Source organism: Streptomyces sp. SS8 (genome assembly GCF_054072955.1).
Map to the genome: position 1 here is coordinate 87,465 of NZ_JBSVCZ010000003.1, position 17,408 is coordinate 104,872.

The 17,408-nt window shown below is 73.5% G+C and carries 17 protein-coding genes; 12 read left to right on the top strand and 5 right to left on the bottom strand.

Going from position 1 to position 17,408, the window contains the following annotated elements:
* Positions 1-125: 125 nt before the first annotated feature.
* The 3 genes from ACW69E_RS04315 (at position 126) to ACW69E_RS04325 (ending at position 3,272) form a co-directional block, all read left to right on the top strand.
* The gene (locus ACW69E_RS04315) at positions 126-884 is read left to right on the top strand and encodes a phosphoglyceromutase (protein WP_457496826.1); all 759 of its coding nucleotides are present in this window, start codon (positions 126-128) and stop codon (positions 882-884) included.
* Positions 885-1,057: 173 nt separating this feature from the next.
* A complete protein-coding gene (locus tag ACW69E_RS04320) occupies positions 1,058-1,348 on the top strand; it encodes a hypothetical protein (RefSeq protein WP_457496827.1) in 291 nt (96 codons plus the stop codon).
* A 748-nt stretch (positions 1,349-2,096) separates the two neighbouring features.
* Complete coding sequence (locus tag ACW69E_RS04325) at positions 2,097-3,272, top strand: extracellular solute-binding protein (protein ID WP_457496828.1); 1,176 nt, start codon at positions 2,097-2,099, stop codon at positions 3,270-3,272.
* A 45-nt stretch (positions 3,273-3,317) separates the two neighbouring features.
* Here the strand turns inward: ACW69E_RS04325 and ACW69E_RS04330 are convergent, their stop codons facing one another.
* Positions 3,318-4,055 carry an OBAP family protein gene (locus ACW69E_RS04330; protein WP_457496829.1) on the bottom strand — a complete coding sequence of 246 codons (738 nt, stop codon included), beginning with the start codon at positions 4,053-4,055 and terminating at the stop codon, positions 3,318-3,320.
* A gap of 237 nt (positions 4,056-4,292) precedes the next feature.
* Between ACW69E_RS04330 and ACW69E_RS04335 the strand changes: the two genes are divergently transcribed.
* The gene (locus ACW69E_RS04335; protein ID WP_457497003.1) at positions 4,293-4,511 is read left to right on the top strand and encodes a hypothetical protein; all 219 of its coding nucleotides are present in this window, start codon (positions 4,293-4,295) and stop codon (positions 4,509-4,511) included.
* 134 nt (positions 4,512-4,645) lie between these two features.
* On the opposite strand, the gene phoU is transcribed toward ACW69E_RS04335, so the two are convergent.
* Complete coding sequence (phoU, locus tag ACW69E_RS04340; protein ID WP_457496830.1) at positions 4,646-5,365, bottom strand: phosphate signaling complex protein PhoU; 720 nt, start codon at positions 5,363-5,365, stop codon at positions 4,646-4,648.
* Positions 5,366-5,591: 226 nt separating this feature from the next.
* Between phoU and ACW69E_RS04345 the strand changes: the two genes are divergently transcribed.
* Both ACW69E_RS04345 and ACW69E_RS04350 read left to right on the top strand, forming a co-directional pair.
* Positions 5,592-7,166 carry a sensor histidine kinase gene (locus tag ACW69E_RS04345; RefSeq protein WP_457496831.1) on the top strand — a complete coding sequence of 525 codons (1,575 nt, stop codon included), beginning with the start codon at positions 5,592-5,594 and terminating at the stop codon, positions 7,164-7,166.
* The gene (locus tag ACW69E_RS04350; RefSeq protein WP_093658825.1) at positions 7,163-7,843 is read left to right on the top strand and encodes a response regulator transcription factor; all 681 of its coding nucleotides are present in this window, start codon (positions 7,163-7,165) and stop codon (positions 7,841-7,843) included. The genes ACW69E_RS04345 and ACW69E_RS04350 overlap by 4 nt, the downstream gene beginning before the upstream one ends.
* Positions 7,844-8,017: 174 nt before the next feature.
* Here ACW69E_RS04350 and ACW69E_RS04355 read toward each other — a convergent pair whose 3' ends face one another.
* Positions 8,018-8,707 (bottom strand): DUF461 domain-containing protein, encoded by a 690-nt coding sequence (locus ACW69E_RS04355; RefSeq protein WP_457496832.1) that lies wholly within the window; start codon positions 8,705-8,707, stop codon positions 8,018-8,020.
* A gap of 602 nt (positions 8,708-9,309) precedes the next feature.
* Here ACW69E_RS04355 and ACW69E_RS04360 point away from each other — a divergent pair.
* From ACW69E_RS04360 to ACW69E_RS04385, 6 genes are all read left to right on the top strand, one after another.
* Complete coding sequence (locus ACW69E_RS04360) at positions 9,310-9,792, top strand: CarD family transcriptional regulator (RefSeq protein WP_093658831.1); 483 nt, start codon at positions 9,310-9,312, stop codon at positions 9,790-9,792.
* A gap of 466 nt (positions 9,793-10,258) precedes the next feature.
* Positions 10,259-11,044 (top strand): 2-C-methyl-D-erythritol 4-phosphate cytidylyltransferase, encoded by a 786-nt coding sequence (gene ispD, locus ACW69E_RS04365; protein ID WP_457496833.1) that lies wholly within the window; start codon positions 10,259-10,261, stop codon positions 11,042-11,044.
* Entirely contained in the window at positions 11,034-11,537 is a 504-nt protein-coding gene (gene ispF, locus ACW69E_RS04370; RefSeq protein ID WP_457496834.1) for a 2-C-methyl-D-erythritol 2,4-cyclodiphosphate synthase, read from the top strand. The genes ispD and ispF overlap by 11 nt, the downstream gene beginning before the upstream one ends.
* 73 nt (positions 11,538-11,610) lie before the next feature.
* The gene (cysS, locus tag ACW69E_RS04375; protein WP_457496835.1) at positions 11,611-13,023 is read left to right on the top strand and encodes a cysteine--tRNA ligase; all 1,413 of its coding nucleotides are present in this window, start codon (positions 11,611-11,613) and stop codon (positions 13,021-13,023) included.
* A 95-nt stretch (positions 13,024-13,118) separates the two neighbouring features.
* Positions 13,119-14,072 (top strand): 23S rRNA (guanosine(2251)-2'-O)-methyltransferase RlmB, encoded by a 954-nt coding sequence (gene rlmB / locus ACW69E_RS04380; protein ID WP_457496836.1) that lies wholly within the window; start codon positions 13,119-13,121, stop codon positions 14,070-14,072.
* An 83-nt stretch (positions 14,073-14,155) separates the two neighbouring features.
* Positions 14,156-15,934 carry a DoxX family protein gene (locus ACW69E_RS04385; protein ID WP_457496837.1) on the top strand — a complete coding sequence of 593 codons (1,779 nt, stop codon included), beginning with the start codon at positions 14,156-14,158 and terminating at the stop codon, positions 15,932-15,934.
* A gap of 116 nt (positions 15,935-16,050) precedes the next feature.
* Here the strand turns inward: ACW69E_RS04385 and ACW69E_RS04390 are convergent, their stop codons facing one another.
* Together ACW69E_RS04390 and ACW69E_RS04395 are read right to left on the bottom strand one after the other, a co-directional pair.
* Complete coding sequence (locus ACW69E_RS04390) at positions 16,051-16,797, bottom strand: nucleotidyltransferase family protein (RefSeq protein ID WP_457496838.1); 747 nt, start codon at positions 16,795-16,797, stop codon at positions 16,051-16,053.
* A 166-nt stretch (positions 16,798-16,963) separates the two neighbouring features.
* Positions 16,964-17,377, bottom strand: coding sequence for a hypothetical protein (locus ACW69E_RS04395; RefSeq protein WP_457496839.1), 414 nt, complete (start codon positions 17,375-17,377; stop codon positions 16,964-16,966).
* Positions 17,378-17,408 lie beyond the last annotated feature (31 nt).

The window sequence follows — 17,408 nt, forward strand, 5'->3', positions numbered from 1 at the left end:
GTCCCGCCCCTCCACCGAATTGACGCGGACCGTCAACCGGCCGCCCCCGTACGCCCGCCCGGGGCCGTGTCTCGCCAGTCGGCCGCCCCCGGCCCGCCCACCGGACGTCGATTAGGCTCGGGCCCATGGCCGACGCACCGTACAAGCTGATCCTCCTCCGCCACGGCGAGAGCGAGTGGAACGCGAAGAACCTGTTCACCGGCTGGGTGGACGTCAACCTGACCGAGAAGGGCGAGAAGGAGGCGGCCCGCGGCGGTGAGCTGCTCAAGGACGCCGGCCTGCTCCCCGACGTCGTGCACACCTCCGTCCAGAAGCGCGCCATCCGCACCGCGCAGCTCGCCCTGGAGACCGCCGACCGCCTCTGGATCCCCGTCCGCCGCTCCTGGCGCCTCAACGAGCGGCACTACGGCGCGCTCCAGGGCAAGAACAAGGCGCAGATCCGCGACGAGTTCGGCGAAGAGCAGTTCATGCGGTGGCGCCGCTCCTACGACACCCCGCCGCCGGTCCTGGAGGACGGCGCCGAGTGGTCGCAGAGCGACGACCCGCGCTACGCGATGATCCCCAGCGAGCTGCGTCCGCGCACCGAGTGCCTCAAGGACGTGGTGATCCGGATGATGCCGTACTGGTACGACTCGATCGTCCCGGACCTGATCACCGGCCGCACCGTCCTGATCGCCGCGCACGGCAACAGCCTCCGCGCGCTGGTCAAGCACCTCGACAACGTCTCCGACGCCGACATCGCGGGCCTGAACATCCCCACCGGCATCCCGCTGAGCTACGACCTGGACGCCGACTTCCACCCGGTCAACCCGGGCGGCACCTACCTCGACCCGGACGCGGCCAAGGCCGCCATCGAGGCCGTCAAGAACCAGGGCAAGAAGTAGCCGTACGGCACGAACGAGCCCCTGCCGGCGACTCCGCCGCCGGCAGGGGCTCGTCGCCGTTCCGCGCGGCGGCTCCCGTCCGTAGCCGCCGCACCGCCCCCACCGCCCCCACCACCCCCGTCGTCCTGGCGACATCCGCTCGGAAAGTTCTGGAAAGCCGCGATCACCGCCGTATGGCAGAAGCGCGGCTCCCGGCGGGGCGGACGCTCCAGCGGATCCGGGACGTCTCCGGGGGCCGGGAGGCGGTCGCGCTCCACACTGCCCGGAGCGTGACGTGGCGCGACTCCGCGGGGGCCGATGCCGACGAGGAGGTGCGGCCCGACATCGTGCTGGGATTCCACGCCCTGTGCCTGGTGAAACCCGTCGATGACGAGGACTGGTACATGGGTTGCCTCAACGACGACGGCGGTGCCGACCGCTGGAGCGTCTGCGGAGACCTCTCCGAGGCCCTGCGCGGGCTGTAGCCCGTGACGTCCGGAGCCGGGCGGTGTCCGGGACCGCGCAACGCACCGATGCCACGCGGTGGTTCCACCGCGTGGCATCGGTCGGCCCGTCACATGGGTGAACCTACGGGGCGGGCTCCCTGCGCCGGCATTGTCCGGATCAGGTTGTGGAGGTCGCCTTCCGGTGTCTCCACCTTCAGGCCTCTCAGCCCGACCGTCGACGTCGGCCTCAGCGGAAGCCGAAGCTTTCCGCCCAAGTCGGCTACTCCGGTCGAACTCCCTCGCTCGTCCCGTAGGTCCAATTCCACGGTAACTCTTCTGCGGTGAAGCGGAAGGGGTTAAGGGCGGTTTTTTCGCTTTTTGCCCCTTCGCCGGGGTCGAGGCCGTGACGGGGTCCGGGGCGGGGGCGGATCGGGTCCCTTGGCGGCCCGTCGTCCCGCCGCCCTCCGGGCGGCGGAGCCGGGAACTCGGACTCGTTTGCGTATCGGTCCGCTCGGAAGGGTGGTCGGGATACGGACTGAGCGTTACCTTTCAGCCACCCTGCGGTGGCTTCCAGGGGGGTGCCGCGCTCCGGCTTCCGAATCGGTTCCAGGCGTGGTTCTCAGTGAACGCCGACGCGGGAGCAGTACCGGTTAAGTGAGGGGTGGCACGGATGCGAAGAAGACGGTTCCTGGGCCTGGCGTCGGGGGTGGCCGGATCTGTCGCATTGACGGCGACCGGGTGCGGCAGCGGGGGCGGGGCGTCCCGTACCGGTGACGTCACCCTGACGATGGTCGCGTCGGATCACGGGGACCTGGAGGGCAGCAACCCGGCCCAGGAGTACTGGGACGGGGTGGTCGCCTCGTTCGAGAAGCAGAACCCCGGCATCAGGGTGAAGGTGTCCGTCCACCCCCCGGGGAAGGCCGAACAGAAGGTCGCGCAGATGGTCGGGGACGACCGGGCACCGGACCTGGCGCAGATCGATTCCTTCGCCGACCACGCGGCGGCCGGGCGGCTCCACCGGGCCGACGACGTGCTGTCCATCCCCGTCCAGGCCGACTTCGTCTCCGCGCTCAGCACGGCGGGCGAGCTGCGCCGGGTGCGGTACGCGATGCCGTTCACCGCCGACGTCCAGCTCCTCTTCTACAACAGGGATCTCTTCGCCGAGGCCGGTCTGGACCCGGAGAAGCCGCCGCGGACCTGGGAGGAGCTGAAGCAGGCCGCCGTCGCGCTCAAGGCGGCCGGTGTGGACGTGCCCTACGGACTGCCGCTCGGCAGCGAGGAGGCGCCCACCGAGGCGATGACCTGGATGCTGGGCAACGGCGGCGGCTACACCGGCGACGGCGGCATGTACGCCATCAACGACCCGGCCAACGTCGAGGCCATGGGGTGGCTGCGCGACGAACTCGTCGACCAGGGCCTGACCACCTCCAACCCCGCCGTCACCAACCGCCAGGGGCTGTTCAACCTGTTCACGGGCGGGCACGTCGGCATGCTCAACGGGGATCTGTCGCTGACGCGGCAGGCCGACCGGAAGAAGACCGACTACGGGACGGCCCCGCTGCCCGGCCGCGACGGGCTGTCGGACACCACCACCGCGTCGGCGGGCTGGATGCTGGCCTTCCGCCGGGAGGGAAACCGGGAGGCGGTCGCCGCGTTCCTCGACCACGTCTACGACGTGGAGAACCAGTTCGCCTTCGCCGACCGCTACCACACGCTGCCGGTCACGGTGTCCGCCTCGGACCGGATGCGCGGCGACAAGCGCCACAAGCGGATGCGGCCCTTCCTGGACCAGCTCGGGGCCGCGGAGTTCTTCCCCTCCAACAAGGTCTCCTGGACGAAGGTCAGCCGGGAGATCGGCCTCTACGTCGGTCAGTCGGTACTGGCCGACGGCGACCCGGCCGCCGTGCTCGGGACCCTCCAGCGCACGGCGGAGAAGGAGGAGGAGGCGGCCAAGGACCTGTGACGGGCCGCTCCGGGAGCCGCGGCGGGACGGCCGGGCGCCGGGTCGTCAGGGCGCGGCGGCTTCGCCGTCGGACGCCGCGCGGACGTCCCTGACGCCGGGGACGGGCGTGGTGCCGGAGAAGTCGTCCTTCATCGTGTCCACGCCCCACTGCGGGCGGGCCAGGTCGAGGAAGGACTGGCGGTCGGCCCGGTTGGCCTCGGCGTCCAGACCCATGGCCCGGTCGCGGTCCCGCTTGAGGTCCTCGTCGCACTCGCCCTCGCGGTTGAAAGACCACATGAGCTTGGGGTCGCCGTAGGGGAGGTCCATGCCGGATCCGTGGCCGTGCCCGTGGCCGCTGGTGTGCCAGGTGTGCCAGGTCTTGCCATAGGAGTTGACCAGCTGCTTCATGAACGCCGTCTCCGCGGAGCGGGGGAGCCCGGGGGCGGCGAGCTGCCCGGAGAACACCTCGAAGTTGTGCGGGTGCCAGTAGGCCCGCTCCTCCTCGGGCAGGGTCCCGAACAGCCGCTCGGAGACGATGTACTCGATGCCGATCAGGTTCGCGTCCCCGGTGTTGCCGTCGAACAGGACGCACTGCAGCAGGTCGTCGTTGACCACGCGGCAGTAGTGGTGGGCCTCCATCTGGAAGTCCGGCTCGCCCTTGGCGCAGTGGAAGCCGACGACGTAGACGTCGAAGCCCTTCAGCGGTGTCGCGGACTGGAGCAGGTTCGAGCCCTGCTCCAGTGCGGCGAGCCAGGCGCCCTTGTCCTGCCCGGTGTCCTGCCCGGCCGGGGTGGTGCCGGTCATGCGGTCCCTGATCCTCGGGTTGAGGGCCATCTCCGCTGCCTCCGTCGTGTCGGCGTCGCTGTCGGAAGGAACCGGACCCGGCCGGCTCCGTGGCTCCGTGGCGACTACCCCGCTGCCCGTCTCCCTCACCCGCCGGGGCGGTCCGGGGGCTCGCGGGACCCGTACGGCGGCGGAGTACGCGGCGGGGCCCGGCCGGTGGTCCGGCCGGGCCCCGCTCCGGTGCGGGCGTGCGCACCGGTGGTCGCTTCGACGGGTCAGCAGCTCCCGCCGCACTGGCAGGAGCCGCCGGACTGGCAGCCGCACGAGCACCCCGATCCGCAGCCGCAGGCCCCCAGTACGGGCAGCGAGGGCCTCTCGCCGGAGTGCTCGGCCGTGGTGGGTGGAGTCGGGAAGTCCGCCATGAGTGCCTCCTCCGCGTCGCGCCGGCTGTCGCCGGCTCGTCTCGCCACCCATTGACGGCCCGCACCGCCGAGCGCGTCAACGGCGTGCGGGGGCACGTACCGCGTGCTCGGGGACCGGGGGCGCATCGGCCCGGCCGACAGGCGCTCCGCGCCCCTCGCGCGCTCCGGGCCCGCGCCCCGCGCCCGCGGTCACGCGTCCCCGGCCGGAGCCTCCTCCACGCCGGACGCGCCGGCCGAGGCGGCCGCGGCGGTGGCCGGGTCGACCTCGTCCGCGTAGTCGCCGGTGACCAGGTAGACGACGCGGCGCGCGACCGAGACCGCGTGGTCGGCGAAGCGCTCGTAGTAGCGGCCCAGCAGGGTGACGTCCACGGCCGTCTCGATGCCGTGCTTCCAGCGGTCGTCCATCAGGTGCTGGAAGAGGGTGCGGTGCAGGAGGTCGATGGCGTCGTCGTCCTGCTCCAGCTGGAGCGCCAGGTCGACGTCCTTGGTGATCAGGATCTCGCCCGTCTTCGCCATCAGGCGCTGCGCGAGCTGGCCCATCTCCAGGATGGTCGCGTGCAGGTCGCGCGGGACGGCCGACTCGGGGTAGCGCAGCCGGGCGACCTTGGCGACGTGCTGGGCCAGGTCGCCGGAGCGCTCCAGGTCGGCGCTCATCCGCAGCGAGGTGACGACGATCCGCAGGTCGGTGGCGACCGGCTGCTGCCGGGCCAGCAGGTTTATGGCCTTGGTCTCCAGATCGCGCTGGAGGTTGTCCACCTTCTCGTCCGCTGCGATCACGCTCTCGGCGAGATTGAGGTCCGCGTCCAGCATCGCCGTGGTGGCGCGGCCGATCGCGGAGCCGACGAGCCGGGCCATCTCGACCAGGCTGTCGCCGATCGAGTCCAGCTCCTCGTGGTACGCGTCCCGCATGACTTTCCTTCCCCTCGCATGACGTGACCGTAGGGCCGCGGGTCTTCCGCGAAGAGCGCGCGGGCCCCGGTTCTCCCCTACGCTCCCACGTTCTGTCCGAAACACGTCCGGTTCCGCCCGACCAAGTGAACCGGCGCCGACACCGGCGTGAACTCTCGGAGACGTCTGTTCGAGCAGGTGCCCGAACGGCTGGGGCGGTGTTCCGGGGCCCGCATAACCTGGACACATGGACGTGAACGCGGCGGTCGCCGCAGCGGCAGCGATCGCCGGGGTGTGCACCGGCGTGTTCGCGATGCTCGCGTTCCGCTGGAGCGAGCGCGAGCAGACCCGTCCCACGCGCAGCTCGCTGCACACCGAGGCCGTGCTGCCGCCCGGAGTGGACACCGTGCTGTCGGTGCTGCGCTCCTCCGCCGTGGTGCTCGACGAGGCCGACGCCGTCGTCAAGGCCAGCTCCGCCGCGTACGCCCTCGGGCTGGTGCGCGGCGGGAAGCTCACGGTGGAGCCGATGCTCAAGATGGCCCGCGACACCCGCCGCGACGGCGAGATCCGCCAGGTGGAGCTGGACCTGCCGCGCCGGGGCACGGGCCGCGGCGAGGTGCTGGCGGTCTCCGCGCGGGTGGCGCCCCTGGGCTCCCGGCTGGTGCTGCTGCTGGTCGAGGACCTGACCGAGGCCCGCCGTATCGAGGCGGTGCGGCGCGACTTCGTGGCGAACGTCAGCCACGAGCTGAAGACCCCGGTCGGCGCGCTGTCGCTGCTGTCGGAGGCCGTGATGGACGCCTCCGACGACCCGGAGGCGGTGGAGCGCTTCGCCGGGCGCATGCAGACCGAGGCGACCCGTCTGACCAACCTCGTCCAGGAGCTGATCGACCTCTCCCGGGTGCAGAACGACAATCCGCTGGAGGACTCCGAACCGGTCCGGGTGGACGAGCTGGTGGCCGAGGCCATAGACCGCTGCCGCCAGGCGGCGGGCGTGAAGCAGATCACCATGGCCACCGGCGGCACCGCCGACCTGCACGTGTGGGGCAACCGCGGCCAGCTCGCGGCGGCCCTGGGCAACCTGGTGGAGAACGCCGTGAACTACTCCCCGGCCCGCACCCGGGTGGGCATCGCCGGACGCCGGGTCGCCGCCCCGGGCGGGGACATGATCGAGATCGCGGTGACCGACCAGGGCATCGGCATCTCGGACAAGGACAAGGACCGGATCTTCGAGCGGTTCTACCGCGTCGACCCGGCCCGCTCCCGGGCCACCGGCGGCACCGGCCTGGGCCTGGCCATCGTCAAGCACGTGGCCGCCTCGCACGGCGGGGAGGTCACGGTGTGGAGCGCGGAGGGCCAGGGCTCCACCTTCACCCTGCGCCTGCCGGAGGCGGCCAGCGCGCGCGAGCGCGCCGAAGCCCGGAGGCTGGAGAGGGAGCGCGCCGCGGGCGCGCTGCGGGAGCCGGCGGACTTCGGCGACGACGACGCTGACGACGGCGATGACGGCGCCGGCGAGGAGAACGACGAGGGCGCCGGGCGGGGAACCGGGGACTACGGCGACGTGCGCGGAGCCGGCCCGGACCCGGACGGCGCGAGCGACCCGGCAGGCCCCGGAGCCCCCGGCACCCCCGGCACCCCCGGCACCCCCGACGGCCCCGCGTCCGGCGGCCCGTACGGCGCGGGCGACGGCCCCGGCCCCGTACCCCCGTACGGGGCCTCTCACCGGACCCCCACCACGTCCCGCGGACTTCCCCGCGGGACCCGCAGAACCCCCCACGACCCCATCGATCACCACCCTGATCCCGCCCCGGAGGTCCTCCCGTGACCCGAGTGCTCGTCGTCGAGGACGAGGAATCGTTCAGCGACGCACTGTCGTACATGCTGCGCAAGGAAGGCTTCGAGGTGGCCATCGCGGCCACCGGCCCGGACGGGCTGGAGGAGTTCGAGCGCAACGGCGCCGATCTGGTGCTGCTCGACCTGATGCTGCCGGGGCTGCCCGGCACCGAGGTGTGCCGGCAGCTGCGCGGCCGCTCGAACGTGCCGGTCATCATGGTGACCGCCAAGGACAGCGAGATCGACAAGGTCGTCGGCCTGGAGATAGGGGCCGACGACTACGTGACCAAGCCCTTCTCCTCCCGCGAGCTGGTGGCCCGGATCCGGGCCGTGCTGCGGCGGCGCGGCGAGCCGGAGGAGGCCGCCCCGCAGGCGCTGGAGGCCGGCCCGGTGCGGATGGACGTGGACCGGCACGTGGTGACGGTCTCCGGAGCCAAGGTCGATCTGCCGCTGAAGGAGTTCGACCTGCTGGAGATGCTGCTGCGCAACGCCGGGCGCGTGCTGACCCGTATGCAGCTCATCGACCGGGTGTGGGGCGCCGACTACGTGGGTGACACCAAGACCCTGGACGTGCACGTCAAGCGGCTGCGTGCCAAGATCGAACCGGACCCGAGCGCGCCCCGCTACCTGGTGACGGTGCGGGGGCTGGGCTACAAGTTCGAGCCGTGACGGGCCCGTTACCGGCCCATGACGGGCCGTGCCGGACGCCGCCGCGCCCGGGATCCGGTGCGGCGGCGTCCGAGGCACGGTACGACGCGGGTGGGGGCCGCTCCCCGATCAGGAGCGGCCCCCACCCGCGTCCGTGCCCCCGGCCGGCGCTCGCGCGCCGGCCGGGGACGGGGGTCACTGGCCCCCGATGCCCTCGCCGCCGTCCTCCTGGGAGTTCCCGATCTCGCCCTGGGTGCCGTCGTCGCCGCTGTCGTTGGCGCCCTCGTCCTCGGCGCCCGCGTCGTCCTCCTCGGGCGCGCCCGGGGTCTCGGTCGGGGAGGCGCCCGGGTCGGGCAGGCCGGACTCCGTGGGCGCCGGGGCGCCGCTGGGTCCGAAGTCCTTCCAGGTGCCCTCGGCCGGGACGACGGTGGCGCGCAGCTCCACCCGGCCGGTCGAGCTGAGCTCGAAGACCAGCGGCTGGGCGTTCCCGGCCTCGATGCCGGCCTGTCCGGGGTCGTCGATGATCGCGGACGCGTTGCCCTCGCCGCCGAGCGCCAGGGAGCCGCCCGCGGGGACGGTCAGCTCCTGCTCGCCCTCGGCCGGGCTCAGCTCCACGCGCTGACCGTCCACCGTGATGGACTCCAGCGTCTCGTCCTCGGTGCCGCCGTTGAAGATGCGCGCCGAGACGGAGGCGGGGCCGGAGCCCTCCTCGGAGGTGACGACGTTGACGTTCTGGACCTCGATCTCGTCGACCTGGGCCGAGGCGTTGTCGGGGTTGATGTTCAGGCTCTGCGCGTTCGGCCCGGCCCCGCAGGCGGTCAGGGACGCGATCGAGAGCGCGAGAGAGCTGGCGGCGAGGGCGCCGCGTCGAAGGCTGCTGCTCACGGCGGCGGCAACTCCTTGCGGGATGGATGGGTCTGTCGGCGGGCTCAGAGTACCGACCCCGTGAAACGCCCCCGCACCCGACCCGCCCCACAGGCGTCCGAGTGCCGCACCCCGGCGCGCGCGTGAGGGATCCCGGGCGGTGCGCGCGGGGGCGCGGCGTACGGGGTTTGCGCGCGAGGCCGGGGGAGGGGCGGAGGCCGGCGGGCGCCTTCCGCGGAATATCGACTGCACGTCCGTACGAACGATTACGAGCATTCCGGGGAAGTGCCGGTGAAGGAGGCGGGGGAAGTTCGCCGGAAAACATCCCCGGGGCCGTTCGCCCGTGCGCTGATCAATTCGCTTCCGGCCGTTCGGCCGGATCAACGATACCGACAAAACGGACGTACAGGTGTTTCGGTCAAGCTCCGAAGGGCGCTTCCGTGTGCGATTCCCGCCCCGTTCAGACCCCCTCCGACCTGCGGATTCCTGCCCTCCGGGGGGCCGCGCAGCACGATCCGGGCGTTGTTGTCAAGCCCCGAGATATGCCCTGACCTGCGAAAACGCCATTCAGAAGAGGGCGTTCCCGTGTTACCCTGGATAGCCACGGAAGGGGTACCTGTCACATGACGTTCAAGGTTGGCGACACCGTGGTCTATCCCCATCACGGGGCCGCGCTGATCGAGGCTATCGAAACTCGCCAGATCAAAGGCGTGGACAAGACCTACTTGGTTCTGAAGGTTGCCCAGGGCGACCTGGAGGTGCGTGTCCCGGCGGAAAACGCGGAGCTCGTCGGCGTGCGTGACGTGGTCGGCCAGGACGGCCTCGACCGGGTCTTCGAGGTGCTCCGCGCGCCCTACGCCGAGGAGCCGACCAACTGGTCCCGCCGGTACAAGGCGAATCTGGAGAAGCTCGCCTCCGGCGATGTCATCAAGGTCGCCGAGGTCGTGCGCGACCTGTGGCGCCGGGAGCGTGAGCGCGGACTCTCCGCCGGTGAGAAGCGGATGCTCGCCAAGGCCCGCCAGATCCTGGTGAGCGAGCTGGCTCTCGCGGAGAACACCAACGAGGACAAGGCCGAGACGCTGCTGGACGAGGTCCTGGCGTCCTGACCCGGACGGCGCCGGCCCCGAGCGAGCCGGCGGCCCCTGCGGCGGAAGCCCGCCGCCCGCCGCCATCCGTCGGCGGGACACGACAACGACGCACGGCGCGGCGCCGGCCGGTGACCGGCCGGCGGACGTGAGGACGCGGAGATCGCCGCGGTGCCCGGGTGACGGCGCGAGCCGTCGCCGGGCGCTGTGGTGTGTCGCAGCGCTGCGGCATGTCGCAGCCATGTCGGTGGAGCGCGCACGGGGACCCACTCGGATCCCCCGGGCGCGCGGGGCTGCCGGGATGCGGTTGTAAGGGGTCGTACGGGCCGCCCGCGATACTCGATGCCGCACCGTCCGGTGCGGAGAGTGCCGGGCCCGGGCGGCTGCTCGACCGGTCGTCACGGAAGGGTCCGGTCGGGGCTTCGCGCCCGGCACGCTGAGTGCCATACCCACCTCCGCCGAGGAAACAAACCTGAACGGGCGACCAATGCCAGACGAAACCAGGTACGCAGAAGCGACCGACGGCGCGCCGTCCCCGCGCACCGCGGCGGTCATCCCCGCCGCGGGCCGCGGCGTACGGCTCGGCCGCGGCGCCCCCAAGGCGCTGCGGCCGCTCGGCGGCACCCCGATGCTCGTCCACGCGGTCCGCGCGGTCGCCCGCGCCCGCACGGTCTCGCTCGTGGTCGTCGTGGCGCCGCCCGACGGAGCCGCGGCCGTCCGCACGCTCCTGGACGAGCACCCCCTGCCCCAGTCCGCCGGGGACACCGAAGTGATCGTCGTCACCGGCGGCGGCACCCGGCAGGAGTCGGTCGCCCGCGGGCTCGCGGCGCTGCCCGGCGACGTCGACACCGTCCTCGTCCACGACGCCGCCCGCCCGCTGGTCCCGGTGGAGACGGTGGAGGCCGTGGTCGCCGCCGTGCGGGCCGGGGCGCCGGCGGTCGTTCCCGCACTGCCCGTGGCCGACACCGTCAAGCGGATCGAGCCCGGCACACCCGCCGGGGAGCCCGAGCCGGTCGTGGCCACCCCCGAGCGGTCCCTGCTGCGCGCCGTGCAGACACCCCAGGGCTTCGACCGCACCACCCTCGCCAAGGCGCACGCGGACGCCCCGCGCGAGGGCGAGGGCGCCACCGACGACGCCGGGCTGGTCGAGCGGCTGGGCGTGCCCGTGGTGCTGGTGCCCGGCCACGAGGAGGCCTTCAAGGTCACCCGCCCCCTGGACCTCGTGCTCGCCGAGGCCGTACTCGCCCGCAGGAGGGTGACCGATGGCTTCTGAGCCCGCGCTTCCCCCCGCCCTGCCGCTGGTAGGCGTCGGCACGGACGTGCACGCCTTCGAGGAGGGCCGCGAACTGTGGTGCGCCGGCCTGCTGTGGGAGGGGGAGACGCACGGCCTGGCCGGGCACTCCGACGGCGACGTCGCCGCGCACGCCGCCTGCGACGCCCTCTTCTCGGCGGCCGGACTGGGCGACCTGGGCGCCCACTTCGGCACCGGCCGCCCCGAGTGGTCCGGCGCCGCGGGCACCGTGCTGCTGGCGGAGGCCGCCCGGATCGTCCGCGCCGGGGGCTTCGAGATCGGCAATGTGGCGATCCAGGTGATCGGCGTACGGCCCAAGATCGGCAAGCGCCGCGCGGAGGCGCAGAAGGCGCTGTCGGAGGCGGCCGGCGCGCCCGTGTCCGTCTCCGGCACCACCACCGACGGCCTGGGCCTGACCGGCCGCGCCGAGGGACTGGCGGCCGTCGCCACGGCGCTGGTCGTGCGCCGCGCCTGACCCGTGCCCGGCCCGCGACCGGTTCCCGCCCGGTCCGCACCGCCCCTCTTGCGTTTCCGACTACCCTTGACTCGTGACTCTTCGCCTGTACGACACCAGCACCCGGCAGATCCGTGACTTCACCCCGCTCGCACCGGGCCGCGTCTCGATCTACCTGTGCGGCGCGACCGTGCAGGCGGCCCCGCACATCGGTCACATCCGGTCGGGGCTGAACTTCGACATCATGCGCCGCTGGTTCACCCACCGCGGCTACGACGTGACGTTCGTCCGCAACGTCACGGACATCGACGACAAGATCATCGCCAAGTCCGCGCAGCAGGGCCGCCCCTGGTGGGCGATCGGCTACGCCAACGAGCGCGCCTTCGACGACGCCTACACCGCGCTGGGCTGCCTGCCGCCCACCTACGAGCCGCGCGCCACCGGTCACATCCCCGAGATGATCCGGATGATGCGCGAGCTCATCGACCGCGGCCACGCCTACGCCGCCGACGGCAACGTCTACTTCGACGTGCGCTCCTTCCCCGGCTACCTCTCCCTGTCCAACCAGGACCTGGACGACCTGCGCCAGCCTTCGGGCGAGGGCGAGACGGGCAAGCGCGACCCCCGCGACTTCGCGATGTGGAAGGCCGCCAGGCCCGGCGAGCCGAGCTGGGAGACCCCCTGGGGCCCCGGCCGCCCCGGCTGGCACCTGGAGTGCTCGGCGATGGCCCACAAGTACCTGGGCCGCGCCTTCGACATCCACGGTGGCGGCGTCGACCTCGTCTTCCCGCACCACGAGAACGAGATCGCCCAGTCGAAGGCGTACGGCGACGACTTCGCCGCCCACTGGCTGCACAACGCCTGGGTGACGATGAGCGGCGAGAAGATGAGCAAGTCGCTGGGCAACTCGGTGCTGGTCTCCGAGATGGTCCAGCGGTGGCGGCCCATCGTGCTCCGCTACTACCTGGGCACCCCGCACTACCGCTCGATGATCGAGTACAGCGAGGACGCCCTGCGCGAGGCCGAGGCCGCCTTCGGCCGGATCGAGGGCTTCGTCCAGCGGGCCGTGGAGCTGGCCGGATCCGTGGAGCCGGCCGCCGAGGTGCCCGAGGAGTTCGCGGCGGCCATGGACGACGACTTCGGCGTCCCGCAGGCGCTCGCCGTCGTCCACACCACCGTCCGGCAGGGCAACGCGGCCCTGGCGGAGAACGACAAGGACGCGGTGGCCGGCGCGCTGGCCGGTGTCCGGGCGATGCTGGACGTGCTCGGCCTCGACCCGCTCGACGCGCACTGGGCCGGGGGCGACTCCACCGGGCGCGGCGAGGAGCTGGCCGGAGTGGTGGACGCCCTGGTCGGGCTGGTCCTGGAGCAGCGTCAGGCGGCGCGGGCCCGCAAGGACTACGCGACCGCCGACGCCATCCGCGACCAGCTCCAGCGCTCCGGCCTGGTCATCGAGGACACCCCGTCCGGACCGCGCTGGGAACTGGGCTCGCGCGACGCCCGCTGAGCCCGCGCGCCCCACCGCACCGAACCCGACCGACCACCCGTTCCACCGAGTTCTACCGAGCTCCACCGAGCAGCAAGAAGAGATGAGTGATCCCGATGGCCGGGAACAGCCAGCGCCCCAACCGCCGCACGTCCAACAAGAAGGGCGCGCAGGTCGGCAGTGGCGGCAAGCGGCGCCGCGGCCTTGAGGGCAAGGGCCCCACGCCGCCCGCCGAGATGCGCAAGGGCCACGTCAAGAACCGCATGGCCAACGCCAAGGCCCGCCAGTCCGCCCGCCGCCCCGCGGCCCGGCGCGGCGGCAAGGGCACCTCCGAACTGGTCGTCGGCCGCAACCCGGTGGTCGAGGCGCTGCGCGAGGGCGTGCCCGCGAGCACGCTGTACGTGCAGCAGTTCATCGACAACGACGAGCGCGTGCGCGAGGCCCTCAAGCTCGCCGCCGACCGCGGCGGAATCCACCTGATGGAGGCCCCGCGCCCCGAGCTGGACCGGATGACGAACGGCCTCAACCACCAGGGCCTGGTCCTCCAGATCCCGCCGTACGAGTACGCCCACCCCGAGGACCTGTCCGCGGCCGCGTACGACGACGGCGAGGACCCGCTGATCGTCGCGCTCGACGGCGTCACCGACCCGCGCAACCTGGGCGCGGTGGTCCGCTCCGTCGCCGCCTTCGGCGGCCACGGCGTGGTCGTCCCCGAGCGCCGCGCGGCCGGCATGACCGCGGGCGCCTGGAAGACGTCGGCCGGCACCGCCGCCCGCACCCCGGTCGCGCGGGCCACCAACCTCACCCGCGCCCTGGAGGCGTACCAGAAGGAGGGTCTGTTCGTGGTCGGCCTGGCGGCCGACGGCGAGGCCGAGATCCAGGACGTGGCCGCGCTGGACGGCCCGCTGGTGATCGTGGTCGGCAGTGAGGGCAAGGGCCTGTCCCGGCTGGTCGGCGAGACCTGCGACATGCGGGTGCGCATCCCGATGCCGGGTGGCGCCGAGTCCCTCAACGCCGGTGTCGCCGCGGGTGTCGCCCTCTACGAGGCCGCCCGCCGCCGCAGGGGGTGACCCCGCCTCCGTCCGGGCTTTGACGGACCCCCGACAGATCGGGGCCGTCAAGGCAGTGTCCTATGCGTCCGTCACTCGGTTAGATGAGTGTGGACACCAGAACACCCCGCGGTTTCTTCGACGACGAGCCGGTGCTGAGCACGGTCAAGGTGCCCAGCGACCCGGCCGAGGTCGTCGTCAACCACGCCAGCTTCCGGGTGCGGCTCGCCTCGCCGCCGCCCCGCGGCCGCGTGCTGACCGGGGCCGCCGTGCCACCGGCGGTGCGCGGCGCCGTCCCGGTCCGCCGCCCGGCCGCCGGGCGGCGCGCCGCGCCCGTGGTGTGGAGCGGCCGTACGGAGCCCGGTGACGTACGGGCCACCCGGCTGCTCCAGGCGGTACGCCGCGCGAGCGCCGCGATGGAAGGGAACGGCGGGGAGAAGACGGGCAACGCCGCCACACAGGTGCTGCCGCGCGTGGTGCCGCGCCCCGCGCCGGGCCCGGACGGCGGCCCGCGCACCACGGTGATCCCCGCCCTCGACGACACCCTCGGCGACCGCGGTCCCACGATCATCGCCCCCCGCGCGCCCCGGCCGCCCGAGCGTCCGCTGTCGGCGGGTGTGCGCCCGGCCGGGGGCGCGTACGGCGCGCCGGGCGCCCCCATCCACCCCTTCGAGCCGTACGAGCCCGACGCCCACGACCGGGACGGCGGGTACGAGGACGGGTACGACGGCTACGCCGCCTACGACGACGAGCCGGAGGGCTACGACGGCCACGACGGCCATGACGACTACGACGGCTACGGGGAGGAGAGCCCGCGCGAGGAGGCCCGCCGCGCCCGGCACGGCTTCTACCCCGACCGCCGCATCAACCTCGGCGTCGTGCTGCTGCCCCTGCGGACCCTCCTCGGCTTCGTCTCCGTCTACGCCGGGATGGGCAAGCTCTGCGACCCGGTCTACTTCGACGGCGACGAGCGCGGCTCCCTGGTGGCCTGGCTCGGCTCCCTCCAGCCGTGGGCCGTCGCCGCCCCGCTGCGCGACTTCGCGCTCGCCCACCCCGTCGGAGCCGGGCTCACCGTGGCCTTCCTCCAGATCATCATCGGTGTGCTGACCTTCATGGGGCTGTGGCAGCGGGCCGCCGCGGGGCTGGGCGCGCTGCTGTCGGCGGCCCTGATCCTGACGGTGAGCTGGCGCACGGTCCCGGTGTACGACGCCCCGGACTTCATCTACCTGGCCGCCTGGAGCCCGCTGGTCATCGCGGGAGCGCCGTACTACTCGCTGGACGCGCGCCTGGCGGGCGAGGCCTGGCGGCGGCTGGGCCCGCGCGTGGAGGTGTGGGAACTGCGGCGGCGCGTGCTGCGGCGCGGCACGGCCGTCGCCGCGGTGGTGCTCGGCCTGACGCTGCTGGTCGGCTCGGTGCTGGGCAGCGCGGTGCGCTCGGCGCAACTGGCCACCGTGCCGCGGCCGGGCGAGCCGCTGACGAACAACCAGCCGGGCTCGCCGCTGCCGCAGCGGTCCACCGGCGGTCCGAGCCCGTCCACCTCGGGCACGGGAGCCGGAGTGCCGGAGGCGGAGGACGGCTCGTCGCCGAGCCCGTCCACCTCCGGCGCCGGGGACTCCGCCCCGAGCGCGGGCAGCACCGGCACCGGGGAGCGGCCGGGCACACCGAGCCAGGGGCAGACGGTGGAGGCGCCGCGGCAGCCCGCCGCCCCGCCCGCACCCGAGCCGGGCACCCCGACCGGCCCCGGAGGCCCGGGCGGCGGTGGGGAAACCGGTGACGCGGGCGGTACGGGCGGCGGCGAGGACGACGACACGGACGACGGCGGAGCCGGCTCCGGCGACGGTGGCGGCAGCGGCGGCGGTGCGCTGGGCGGCCTGCTGGGCTGAGCGGGGCCGCGGGGCGGGACCGCCGAGCGGTCCCGCCGGGCGCGATCCGCGCACCACCCGCGCGGGCCACGGCCGCACCTTTGGGGCCCCGTGCACCGGGTTGTGCCCGGACCGGGCTACCGGTGGGAACGGCCGTGGCCCGCGAGCTCCCTGGCGGCCTCGCTGAGGTCCTTGGCGGTGTCGATGGCCCGCCAGTACGCGCCCTGCGGGATCTGGAATCCCGCCAGGGCGCGTTCGCGCGCCAGCCGGGGGAAGGTGGTCCGCTCGTGGTCACCACGGTCGGGCAGCAGCGCCGTGAAGGGCGCGGAGAAGACGTAGACGCCCGCGTTGATCAGATACGGCGAGGGCGGGGCCTCGATGAAGTCCAGGACGTGGCCGAACTCGTCGGTCTCCACGGCGCCCCAGGGGATGCGCGGGCGGGCCAGCGCGAGAGTCGCGGTCGCGTCGCGCTCGGCGTGGAACTCCGCCATCTCCCGCAGCGGGAAACGCGTCCAGATGTCCCCGTTGGTGGCGTACCACGGCTCGCCGGGGCGGGGGAGGGAGGCGGCGGCGTACTTCAGGCCGCCGCCGCGGCCGAGGGGCTCGGTCTCGACGACCGTCGTCACCCGCAGCGGCAGGTCGGCGCCGTCCAGCCACTCCTGGAGCACCTCGGCGAGATGCCCGCAGGAGACCACGGCGTCGGTGACGCCCTCGGCGGCCAGCCAGGCGAGCTGGTGGCCGATGATGGGGGTGCCCGTGCCGGGGATCTCGACCATCGGCTTGGGGCGGTCGTCCGTATACGGACGCAGTCGCGATCCCTGGCCGCCGGCCAGGACCACGGCCTGGGTCGGATACGTGTGCGCTAGCTGGTCGTCGAGTGTCATGCGGTGACGATATGCGCACTCCTCCCCTGCCCCTCCGGCACCCGTCGTCCCGCGCGGTCACGCGCGGGAGCCGGAGGTGCGAGGAACGCCGGAGAAGCGGGGTGTGGGGGTGTACGGCGAAACGGCCCCCATGTGCCCGGGGCAGCGGTGCCCGGGGCCGCGCCGGTCAGCGGGCGTCGGCGACGCCCGCGGCGAAGGAGGTGTCGCACACCGGCCGGGAGTAGGCGTGGGCGCGCGCGGGGCCGTACTTCTCGACCGCGGCCCGGCCCAGCGCGCGGGCGATGGAGGTGCAGTGCCGCGCCAGCGACGGCCGGCGGGCGATCTCCTTCTGCAGGCCCGTCAGGGCCACGCCCGGATTCTCCCGCTGGAGCTCGGCGACGAGCCGGTCGCGCACCACCTCGTGCGGGGCGCGGGGCCTGTCGCGAGGGGCCGCCGCCTGCTCGGCGGAGGCGGTCAGCATCTGCGTCCCCGACCGCGGCGCCCAGGGAACGGCGGTGACGGCGAGGGTCCCGGACAGGACCAGGACGACCGGGAGGACGAGGGCGAGAGATCGGCCGATGCGGCGCGCTGCCTGATTCACTGTGGAGTCTTCCTCGCGAGGGACGGTGTCG

Excerpts from the sequence above, each read along its gene's own strand:
- ACW69E_RS04315 (WP_457496826.1), top strand. The coding sequence starts at position 126 with ATGGCCGACGCACCGTACAAGCTGATCCTCCTCCGCCACGGCGAGAGC.
- ACW69E_RS04320 (WP_457496827.1), top strand. The coding sequence starts at position 1,058 with ATGGCAGAAGCGCGGCTCCCGGCGGGGCGGACGCTCCAGCGGATCCGG.
- ACW69E_RS04325 (WP_457496828.1), top strand. The coding sequence starts at position 2,097 with ATGGTCGCGTCGGATCACGGGGACCTGGAGGGCAGCAACCCGGCCCAG.
- ACW69E_RS04330 (WP_457496829.1), bottom strand. The coding sequence starts at position 4,055 with ATGACCGGCACCACCCCGGCCGGGCAGGACACCGGGCAGGACAAGGGC.
- phoU (WP_457496830.1), bottom strand. The coding sequence starts at position 5,365 with ATGCGGGACGCGTACCACGAGGAGCTGGACTCGATCGGCGACAGCCTG.
- ACW69E_RS04345 (WP_457496831.1), top strand. The coding sequence starts at position 5,592 with ATGGACGTGAACGCGGCGGTCGCCGCAGCGGCAGCGATCGCCGGGGTG.
- ACW69E_RS04360 (WP_093658831.1), top strand. The coding sequence starts at position 9,310 with ATGACGTTCAAGGTTGGCGACACCGTGGTCTATCCCCATCACGGGGCC.
- ispD (WP_457496833.1), top strand. The coding sequence starts at position 10,259 with ATGCCAGACGAAACCAGGTACGCAGAAGCGACCGACGGCGCGCCGTCC.
- ispF (WP_457496834.1), top strand. The coding sequence starts at position 11,034 with ATGGCTTCTGAGCCCGCGCTTCCCCCCGCCCTGCCGCTGGTAGGCGTC.
- rlmB (WP_457496836.1), top strand. The coding sequence starts at position 13,119 with ATGGCCGGGAACAGCCAGCGCCCCAACCGCCGCACGTCCAACAAGAAG.
- ACW69E_RS04385 (WP_457496837.1), top strand. The coding sequence starts at position 14,156 with ATGAGTGTGGACACCAGAACACCCCGCGGTTTCTTCGACGACGAGCCG.
- ACW69E_RS04390 (WP_457496838.1), bottom strand. The coding sequence starts at position 16,797 with ATGACACTCGACGACCAGCTAGCGCACACGTATCCGACCCAGGCCGTG.